The sequence below is a fragment of the Rhodanobacter soli genome (assembly GCF_040548735.1).
GTDB classification, from domain to species: domain Bacteria; phylum Pseudomonadota; class Gammaproteobacteria; order Xanthomonadales; family Rhodanobacteraceae; genus Rhodanobacter; species Rhodanobacter soli_A.
In genome coordinates this window covers 685,870-695,757 of sequence record NZ_JBEPSD010000002.1, presented here as the reverse complement: position 1 = coordinate 695,757, position 9,888 = coordinate 685,870, and the positions used below count along the sequence as shown (strand labels likewise).

Genomic DNA, 9,888 nt, shown 5'->3' with positions numbered 1-9,888 from the left:
CTGCAGGAAGTGCGCGCCCGCGGCGGCCGCCTGATCGTGTTCGCCGACGGCGCCGCCGGCATGGGCGACATGGCCGACCATGGCGTCATGTTGCGCGTGGCCTCCGGCGGTAACTTCATCGCCCCCGCCGTGTTCACCGTGCCGCTGCAACTGCTCGCCTACCACGTCGCCGTGCTGCGCGGCACCGACGTCGACCAGCCGCGCAACCTGGCGAAATCCGTGACCGTGGAGTAACCCATGGAGCGCGCCGGACAGGGTTGACGCATCCTCCCGGGCCTCCCGGAACTCACGCCGGCTTCCGTGCGAGCTTCTGTTCCCACAGCAGTGCCGTGCGAACGATGAAATCCAGATCGTCGTACTTCGGCTGCCAGTCCAGTCGCTGCTTGAGGCGCTCGCTGCGCGCAATCAGCATGGGCGTATCGCCGGCGCGACGCGGCAGTTCGATCACCGTCAGGGGGCGGCCGCCGACGCGTTGCACCGCGTCGATGACTTCGCGGACGCTGTAGCCGTGACCGTAGCCGCAGTTGAGCGTCAACGACTCGCCGTCGTCGCGCAGGTGATCGAGTGCGCTCAAGTGGGCCGCAGCCAGATCCTCGACGTGGATGTAGTCGCGTATGCCGGTACCGTCCGGCGTATCGTAGTCACTGCCGAAGACGGCTATGTTGGCGCGCTTGCCGACCGCATGTTCGCAGGCGACCTTGATCAGCAACGTCGAGTGAAGCGTGGAATGACCGATGCGGCCCTCCGGATCGCAGCCGGCAACGTTGAAGTAGCGCAAGGTCACATGCCGCATCGCCCCGGTGGCGCAGAAATCGCGCAGCATGGTTTCGGACATCAGCTTCGACGCTCCATACGGGTTGATCGGCTGCGTGGGCGTGTCCTCGTCGGCGATCCCGTCATCGGTCATGCCATAGACCGCGGCGGTGGAGGAAAAGATGAACCGCCCCACGCCGGCCGCCGCGCAACAGGCGAGCAGGCTATGCGTATTGCAGGTGTTGTTGCCGTAGTACTTGAGCGGATTGCTCAACGATTCGGGCACCACGGTATGCGCGGCGAAATGCAGCACCGCATCGACATGGTGCTTGTCCAGCACGCGGGTGACCAGTGCGCGATCACCGACATTGCCGACCACCAACTCGGCGCCACGTACCATTTCGCGGAAACCGGTGCTCAGATCGTCGATGACGACAACGCGCTCGCCACGCGCGATCAGCTGCTGGACAACATGGCTGCCGATGTAACCGGCACCGCCGGTGACGAGGACGCTGTTACTCATGGGATGCTCCTTCGCGGCTGCGGGAAACTCACGCCAAGCCCGCATGGCGCGCCCGGTAGTTGCTGCGCCCGCTGACCGGTTACCCGTGGTGCGACAAACGCGTCTGGCGTCCGCGCTGGCGGTACGGATGTCCTGCAGCTTTGCCGGGTAACTGTCATCAGTGCATCCTGGGCGCGCAGCTTTGTTCCCGCTCCCTTGAGAACATCCGCCGATTGGATCGACTCACGCACGACGGCGTCAATCCGACCAAGGGCGCAAGCTCAGGCAACATTCATCCAATCATGTACACGATTCAAGGCAAGCCGATGTGAATTCACATTCACGCTCACATTCACATTTGTATTGCTCACGATGCACGATGATTGAATGGATCATTTGGCTACGGTTCACTGTAGGGCCATTCGCACATGCAATGATCGAAGACCACATTTCGAGCCTTTGCACTAGCGACTGATCGATTTGCCACGGTGCATCAACTTCTTTCTGCAACCGCAAGAACGAAATAATCAAATAGGCGGCGATTACGGTTTACTGGCTGCCTATTAAGCTCATTATCGCGAGTTACGCGACTTGCTATTCCTCGCGATATGAGCCTTCGCCAGAAATAGACAGATTGGCCGAGCCCACTATTTCTTGCGCCCTGATCGACGCCGGCTCGGGCTTCAGGAGTATGTAGACGCTGTGTTCAAACGGATACTGATTGTCTGCATGGGCAACATCTGCCGCAGCCCGACGGCCGAATACCTGTTTCGACAGCGTATGAAATCGCGCGACGTCAAGTTCAGCAGCGCCGGACTCGGCGCGCTTGTCGGCAGCCCCATGGATGCGACTGCCCTGCAATTGCTTGCTGAAAGCGGTATCGACGGCACGATGCATCGCGCGCATCAATTGACGCCTTCCATGTTGCGCGAAGCCGACCTGGTATTGGCCATGGAAAAAAGCCATGTAGCCGCGATGGTTCAACTCGCGCCTGAAGTTCACGGCAAGATTTATTTGCTCGACAAATGGCTGCATGGGAATGATATCCCCGACCCCTATCGTCAGCCGCGAACTGCATTCGAACATGTTCACGAGATAATCACGCAGGGTGTCAGTAGCTGGGAACCCTATCTGTGATTCCCATCTTCCATGTCATGAGTTGACCGTCCCTATGACCGCCATCCAGGACCCTGTGCAGCGCGATGATGAGATTGACCTGAGCGAATTGCTCGGCACACTCAGCGATCACAAATGGTTGATCGGCACCATCACCGGCATATTCATCCTGCTCAGCATCGCCTATGTGCTGTTGACCACGCCGATCTATCAAGCCACGTCCGTGGTGCAGGTGGAGCAGAAAGTGCCCAGCCTGCCGGGACTGAGCGCGCTGACCCAGACATTGGGAGCTTCCAGCCCCGAGGCCACGACGGAAACCGCGCTGATCACGTCGCGCATGGTGCTCGGTGCGGTGGTCGACCAGCTCAAACTCACGATCGAAGCCCACCCGCAACGCATGCCCGTGGTCGGCAATTTCTTCGCGCGCCTCAACGCCTCGAAAAGCCCCGGCATGGTGTCCCCGCCCCTGTTCAACATGATCGGTTACGACTGGGGTGGCTCGAAGCTGGAAATTTTTCAGCTGGACGTTCCGGACAGCCTGCTGGACCGGCCGCTGAGGCTGATTGCCGGCAAGAACGGCTCCTATGTTCTGGTGGATGACGACGACAACGTCCTGGTCGTCGGCAATACGGGGCAAGTCGCCAGCGGCCATGGCGTGACCATCCAGGTCCAGACGCTGGTTGCAAATCCGGGCACGCAGTTTCGCGTATTCCGCCATCGCCGGCTGACCGTGATCAACGGACTTCAGCAGGCCATCAATGTCAGCGAACAGGGCAAGGAATCGGGCATCCTCCAGATGACCTACGACAATCCCGACCCCGAGCTGGCCACCAATGTGCTCAGGGAGGTCGGCGAGCTCTATGTGCGGCAGGACGTGGACCGCAATTCCGCGGAAGCGGCGAACAGCCTGAAGTTCGTCAGGGAGCAACTTCCCAACGTGCGCCGCGACCTGGAAAGGGCGACAGCCGCGCTCAACGCCTATCAGATCAAGGCGCATTCGGTCGACATCAGCATGCAGACCCAGGGGCTGCTGGACCAGGAAGTCGCCATCCAGGCCAATATCCAGAAGCTGCGCCTGCAGCAGGCGGACATGCAACGCCAGTACACGCCCGAGCACCCGGCCTACAAGGCGTTGATACAGCAGATCGGCCAGCTGGAAGCGCAAAAGGGCGCGATCGACAAGAAGGTGGGCAACCTGCCGGATACCCAGCAGCAGCTGTTGAAGCTGACCCGCGACGTGCAGGTGACCAACGACACCTATACCGGGTTGCTCAACCAGGCCCAGCAGCTGGACATAGCCCGCGCGGGCACGGTGGGCAACGTACGCATCATCGACAAGGCGGCGGTGGACATCACGCGGCCGGTATGGCCGCGAAAAATGATCGTGGTACTCGGCGGCGCGCTCCTCGGCGGGTTCGTGGCCCTTGTCTACGTCTTCATCCGACAAATGCTCAATCGCGGCATTGAAGACCCCGCCGTCATCGAAAAACTCGGCCTGCCCGTGTACGCCACCATCCCGATCAGCCTGCGCGAGCAGGCGCTGCAGGGTACGCGTATCCATGGAAGGGGCAAACAGCGTCTGCTGGTCATGGATGCGCCCACGGACCTGGCCACCGAAGCCTTGCGCAGCTTGCGCACCAGTCTGCATTTCGCCCGGCTGGAAGCAAAAAACAACGTACTCATGATCTCCGGATCCAGCCCGGATGTCGGCAAGACTTTTGTCTCCGCCAACCTTGCCACAGTCGTCGCCCAGAGCAACCAGCGGGTATTGCTGATCGACGGTGACATGCGCATGGGCTCGCTGCACAAGGTCGTCGGCGGCAAACCCGAAGTCGGCCTTTCCGAACTGATTTCGGGCCAGACCGACCTGATTACGGCGACGCGGCAGATCGGCATGCTGCAAAACCTGCATTTCATCGCTCGCGGCAAGTTGCCGCCGAACCCTTCCGAGCTGCTGATGAACGCCCGCTTCTCCGCGCTGCTCGAGCATCTGAAGCAGATGTTCGACCTGATCATCATCGATACCCCGCCCATCCTGGCGGTGACCGACGCCGCCATCATCGGCCACCACGCGGGCACTGCCCTGCTGGTCGTGCGTTTCGGACTCAATCAGGCACGCGAAGTCGCCTTGGCCAGGCAGCGTTTCGAGCAGAACAACGTCCCTCTCAAGGGCGCCATCTTCAATGCCGTGGAAAAACGCAGCAGAGGTTATTACTCCTACGCCTATTACGGCGTTGGCATGCCGTCCAGATGAAAAACCTGAAACCGAGGTAACAAGAGAACGGATTCCGATACGGTCTGCTGCAGCAGCGCACGACGAGATGCTGCTGCATGCGCCACGCGAACGAACGACGCTGGCGGCGGCAGATCGATCAGCTGAGGCGGCGATCACACGAATGCCCCCGGAATCACGCAAGACGCAGGATCAGCTCCATGCCTATCTTGAAGAACTTCGCCCTCATTGGTGCCGCCGGCTACATCGCCCCTCGCCACATGCAGGCCATCAAGGCCACCGGCAACCGGCTGCTGGCTGCGTTCGATCCGAACGACTCGGTCGGCGTCATCGACAGCCACTTTCCCAACGCCGACTTCTTCACCGAGTTCGAGCGCTTCGACCGGCATGTCGACCTGCGCCGACGTGCCGGGAACGGTGGCCAGATCGACTACGTTTCCATCTGCTCGCCCAATTACCTGCATGACTCGCACATGCGCTTTGCCCTGCGCTCCGGCGCGCACGCCATCTGCGAAAAGCCGCTGGTGCTCAACCCGTGGAACATCGACGGACTGGTGGAAATCGAGCGCGAGACCGGCAAGAGGGTCAACACCATCCTGCAGCTTCGCCTGCATCCGGCGATCATCGCCTTGCGCGAGCGGGTGCGGCGCGGTCCGCGCGATCACAAGCACGAGGTGGATCTTGCCTACGTCACTTCGCGCGGCCACTGGTATCTGCAGAGCTGGAAAGGCGATCCGAAGAAGTCCGGCGGCATAGCCACCAATATCGGCGTGCACTTCTTCGACATGCTGCATTACATCTTCGGCGCGCTGCAGATCAACGTGGTGCACCTGTCCACCGAGACGAAGGCGGCCGGCTATCTGGAATACGAGAATGCCCGCGTGCGCTGGTTCCTGTCGGTGGATGTCGAGGATGTGCCGGCCGCACAACGCGAAAGCGGCCAGCGCACCTACCGGTCGATCACGGTGGACGGCGAGGAGATCGAGTTCTCCGGCGGGTTCACCGACCTGCATGACCGCAGCTACGAGGAAATCCTCGCCGGTCGCGGTTTCGGCCTGGAAGAAAACCGCGTTGCCATCGATACGGTGGCAACGATCCGCAACGGCAAACCCGCTCCTCATGCGGGCGACGCCCATCCGTTCCTCCAACGGCAAGCCTGAAGAGTGAGCAGCATGGACTATTACCAGCACCCCTCCGCCATCGTCGATGAAGGCGCCCAGATCGGCGCAGGCTCCCGCGTATGGCACTTCACCCATGTCTGCGGCGGCGCCCGCATCGGCAGCGAGGTCTCGCTCGGGCAGAACGTGTTCGTCGGCAACAAGGTGGTCATTGGGGACCGCTGCAGGATCCAGAACAACGTGTCGGTGTACGACAACGTGACGCTGAAGGAAGCCGTCTTCTGCGGCCCGAGCATGGTGTTCACCAACGTATACAACCCGCGCTCGCTGATCGAGCGCAAGGGCGAATTTCGCGACACCGTGGTCAACAGGGGCGCCACCCTGGGCGCGAACTGCACCATCGTCTGCGGCATCACGATCGGCGAGTTCGCCTTCGTCGGCGCCGGCGCGGTCGTCAATCGGGACGTGCCGGCCTACGCCTTGATGGCAGGCGTGCCGGCACGGCAGATCGGCTGGATGAGCGAATTCGGCGAGCAGCTGAACCTGCCGCTGGAAGGCCAGGCCGAGGACGTTTGCGCGCATACCGGTACGCGCTACGTGTTGAGCGGGCGCACGCTGTACAGGCAGGAGTCCGCAAAGTGATCGACTTCATCGACCTCAGGGCCCAGCAGGCCCGCATCAAGGATCGCATCGATGCGGGGATCGCCCGCGTGCTCGCGCACGGCCAGTACATCCTCGGCCCGGAAGTGGGCGAGCTGGAGGAAAAACTGGCCGCCTACGCAGGCGTGGCGCACTGCATATCGGTGGGCAACGGCACCGACGCGTTACAGATCGCCCAGATGGCGCTGGGCATCGGCCGCGGCGACGAGGTGATCACGCCAGGCTTCACCTATATCGCCACCGCCGAAACCGTGGCGCTTCTCGGCGCCAGACCCGTCTACGTGGACGTCGACCCGCGTACCTTCAACCTCGATCCCGATCTGCTGGAGGCAGCCATCACGCCGCGCACTCGGGCCATCATCCCGGTCTCGCTCTACGGCCAGTGCGCCGACTTCGATGCCATCAACGCCATCGCCGCGAAACACGGCATTCCGGTCATCGAGGATGCGGCGCAGAGTTTCGGCGCCAGCTACAAGGGCCGCAAGAGCGGCAGCCTCGGCACCCTTGCGTGCACCAGCTTCTTCCCGACCAAGCCGCTGGGCTGCTACGGCGACGGCGGCGCCGTCCTGACCGACGACGCGGAGCTGGCCCGCCTCGTGCGCCAGATCGCCCGGCATGGCCAGGATCGGCGCTATCACCACGTGCGCGTCGGGGTGAACAGCCGTCTGGACACGCTGCAGGCGGCGATCCTGCTGCCCAAACTCGACATTCTCGACGACGAGATCGCGCTGCGCCGACAGGTGGCGCAGGCCTACGGCCGGCTGCTCGCCGAGGCCGAACTCGCGATCGCGCCCGTCGTCGAAACGCACAATCGCAGCGCATGGGCGCAGTACACCGTGCAGGTACCCGACCGCGATGCCGTACAGGCCCGCCTGAAGGAGGCCGGGATCCCGACCGCCGTGCACTACCCGCTTCCGCTCAACCGGCAGCCTGCCGTGGCCGACCGCAAGGTGCGCCTGCCGGTGGGCGACGCCGTCGCGGAACAGGTCATCAGCCTGCCCATGTCGCCGTACCTGGACGCCAGCCAGCAGAGTTCCATCGTCGCTGCGCTGGCGTCGATCCTCTCTCGTCTGCCGCCGCGCCGGGTTCGTTCCGCATGAAGAAGATCATTTTCGGGAAGTGTTATGCCTTTTCCAGCGATGCGACCCTGCAGGAACTGCTCGCGGAAAGCCTGAGCCTGTATGCGGACGCCGACGGTCGGGAGCCCGAGGTAAACATCCGCATCGGCCACGCCATGACCGCGCGCCGGCCCTCTTCGATCAATCCCCGTGTGCATGAGGCGTTCGAGCACGGCATGCTGACTTCGTTTCCCACGGTCGACGTCTACTGGGAACGTTCCGGCGACGGGCGCCTGGAAGTCGAGGTCGCGATCAAGCTGCGTCGCGGTGTACGAGGCACGATCCACAAGCTGCTGTCGATGGAGTACTCGCGCGAAACCGAGGCGTTCGAACAGATCCTGCACGAGTTCGTTCTGGTGCCGTCGGTCTACTTCTTCGATGACATGGTGCCGATCCATGCGGCGGCCGTGACGATCGGCGACAGCGCCTGCCTGCTCGCCGGTACCGGCGGCGCCGGCAAGTCGTCGGCCATGCTCGCGCTGAGGAGCAACGAGGACGCGAGCTTCGTCAGCGACGACATCGTGGTCATGTCCGCCACCGCCCGCGTCCACGGCAACATGGCATGGCCGAAGATCTACGGCTACAACTGCGCCGGCAACGAGATGAAGAGCGAGCTTCTCGCGGGGCGCGGATGGATCGACCGCGCGCACTTCAACATCAAGAACCGCATGAACTCCGCCAGCGTGCGACGCAAGATGTCGCCCGACCGCCTCTATCAGCACGTGGAGTCCGCCTCGGCCCCGCTGTCCCGCCTGTACTACGTGGTGCGCGAGGACGTGCCCGACATCCGCGTGTCCGCGCTGAACCTGGCCCATGCCGTCGACATGACGATCGCCGTCGTCAGCGCCGAATACAGCATCTTCCACGACCACCTCTACTGGGAGGAATACAACGCGCTGGCCACGGCGCGCACCGCCATGCTGACGATGGACGAGGTGACCGCGAACTGGCGCCGGGTGCTCTCGGCCAGCCTCGCCGCGGTCGACTGTTTCAAGATCAGCATTCCCCTGAAGGTGGACCACGCCGTCTATCAGGACCGCGTGACCGGCATCATCACCTCGGGCATGGCCGCGCAGCCATGAAAATCGCCATCCTGACCAACGCCTATCCCTACCTTCCCGGTGAGCAGTTCATCGAGGACGAGATCGGCTACTGGGCCGCGCACGACGACATCAGCGTGACGCTGCTTCCCGCGCTGGCCGCGGGAAAACCGCGGCCCGTGCCGGCGCGCGTGGCGGTCGGCCTGGACATGGCCGGCACCCTCGGGGCCGGACGGTTGTGGTTCATGCTGGTCGCGCTGTGTTCCGCGATCTTCTGGCGCGAACTGGGCTATTTGCGGCAGTCGCGAAAGCTCCATCCGCGCACCGTCGCACGCGCCCTGCTGCATACGTCCAAGGCGCTCGAACAAGCTGCCCAGCTGCAACGACACGCCAAAGCCCACGGCCGGATCGACGTGGCCTACTGCTACTGGAACGACACGCAAGCCTGCGCCGCCGTACTCGCCAGGGAAACGGGTGCAGTACGCAAGGTCGTCTCCCGTGTGCACGGCTTCGATCTGTACGAAGCGCGGCGCGATCACGGCTACATGCCGCTCAAGAGACAGTTCATCGCCGCCTTCGACGCGATCTTCGCGCTGTCCCACGAGGCCAGGTCGTACCTGCAACGGACCTACGGTGCGCCACCGGAGAATATCCGCATCAGCCCGCTGGGCGTGCCGTTGGCAGGTGCTCTCGCGCGCCCGAGCCGGGCCGGGTTCCTGCATGTCATGTCGGTTTCCTCTTGCCTGCGCGTGAAGCGGCTGGACAGGATGGTCGACGCATTGCGCCTGCTCGCCGACCGGCACCGGAACATCCGCATGACGTGGACGCACGTCGGCGGCGGTCCGCTGCTGGAAGAGACCATGGCGTTGGCAAGGCTGAAACTGGCCGGCCTGGACAACCTGGACTTCAGGTTCACCGGCGAGTTGCGTCACCACGCCGTCAAGGTGCGTTACCTCGATGCCCCGGTGGACATGCTGGTCAACACCAGCGAGTCCGAAGGCGTTCCGGTTTCCATCATGGAGGCGATGAGCGCGGGCGTGCCGGTCGTCGCGCCCGACGTGGGCGGAATCTCCAGCCTGGTGTCCGGGCGCTGCGGCGTGTTGCTGAGCCCGCACCCGGATGCGAGGGAAATCGCCGACGCGATGGATCGGGTCGCCTTCGCGGATGGACACGACCGTTTGCGCGCCAACGCGCGGCAGGCGATCGAGGCCGGCTTCGATGCCGCCAGGAATTACCGCGATTTCGTTGCAAGCGTCGTCGCCATCGGAGCGTCCGACGACAACCCGGTCCGACACCGACGCCAGCCGGCACCGCGGATTCAGCAAGCGACAGGAAGGTAGTTGCGACA

At 63.3% G+C, this 9,888-nt stretch carries 8 protein-coding genes and 1 pseudogene; 8 read left to right on the top strand and 1 reads right to left on the bottom strand.

All coding sequences use genetic code 11. The features are described from left to right. Positions 1–234 (top strand): annotated as a pseudogene (locus ABIE04_RS14155) (glutamine--fructose-6-phosphate transaminase (isomerizing)); the annotation flags it as partial. Positions 235–286: 52 nt separating this feature from the next. Here the strand turns inward: ABIE04_RS14155 and galE are convergent. Then, a complete protein-coding gene (galE, locus tag ABIE04_RS14150) occupies positions 287–1,276 on the bottom strand; it encodes a UDP-glucose 4-epimerase GalE (RefSeq protein WP_354551422.1) in 990 nt (329 codons plus the stop codon). A 681-nt stretch (positions 1,277–1,957) separates the two neighbouring features. On the opposite strand from galE, the gene ABIE04_RS14145 reads away from it, so the two are divergent. The 7 genes from ABIE04_RS14145 to ABIE04_RS14115 all read left to right on the top strand — a co-directional run bounded on the left by ABIE04_RS14145 (position 1,958) and on the right by ABIE04_RS14115 (position 9,880). Then, positions 1,958–2,392: a low molecular weight protein-tyrosine-phosphatase gene (locus tag ABIE04_RS14145; protein ID WP_354551420.1), complete on the top strand. Its 435-nt coding sequence runs from the start codon at positions 1,958–1,960 to the stop codon at positions 2,390–2,392. 34 nt (positions 2,393–2,426) lie between these two features. Further along, positions 2,427–4,625 (top strand): polysaccharide biosynthesis tyrosine autokinase, encoded by a 2,199-nt coding sequence (locus ABIE04_RS14140; protein WP_354551418.1) that lies wholly within the window; start codon positions 2,427–2,429, stop codon positions 4,623–4,625. A gap of 179 nt (positions 4,626–4,804) precedes the next feature. Then, positions 4,805–5,764 (top strand): Gfo/Idh/MocA family protein, encoded by a 960-nt coding sequence (locus ABIE04_RS14135; protein WP_354551415.1) that lies wholly within the window; start codon positions 4,805–4,807, stop codon positions 5,762–5,764. A gap of 12 nt (positions 5,765–5,776) precedes the next feature. Continuing rightward, a complete protein-coding gene (locus ABIE04_RS14130; protein ID WP_354551413.1) occupies positions 5,777–6,364 on the top strand; it encodes an acyltransferase in 588 nt (195 codons plus the stop codon). Next, positions 6,361–7,482 carry a DegT/DnrJ/EryC1/StrS family aminotransferase gene (locus ABIE04_RS14125; protein WP_354551411.1) on the top strand — a complete coding sequence of 374 codons (1,122 nt, stop codon included), beginning with the start codon at positions 6,361–6,363 and terminating at the stop codon, positions 7,480–7,482. Before ABIE04_RS14130 ends, ABIE04_RS14125 begins: the two co-directional genes overlap by 4 nt. Continuing rightward, positions 7,479–8,582 (top strand): hypothetical protein, encoded by a 1,104-nt coding sequence (locus ABIE04_RS14120; protein ID WP_354551409.1) that lies wholly within the window; start codon positions 7,479–7,481, stop codon positions 8,580–8,582. Before ABIE04_RS14125 ends, ABIE04_RS14120 begins: the two co-directional genes overlap by 4 nt. Then, positions 8,579–9,880, top strand: coding sequence for a glycosyltransferase (locus tag ABIE04_RS14115; RefSeq protein ID WP_354551407.1), 1,302 nt, complete (start codon positions 8,579–8,581; stop codon positions 9,878–9,880). The genes ABIE04_RS14120 and ABIE04_RS14115 overlap by 4 nt, the downstream gene beginning before the upstream one ends. Positions 9,881–9,888: the final 8 nt, after the last annotated feature.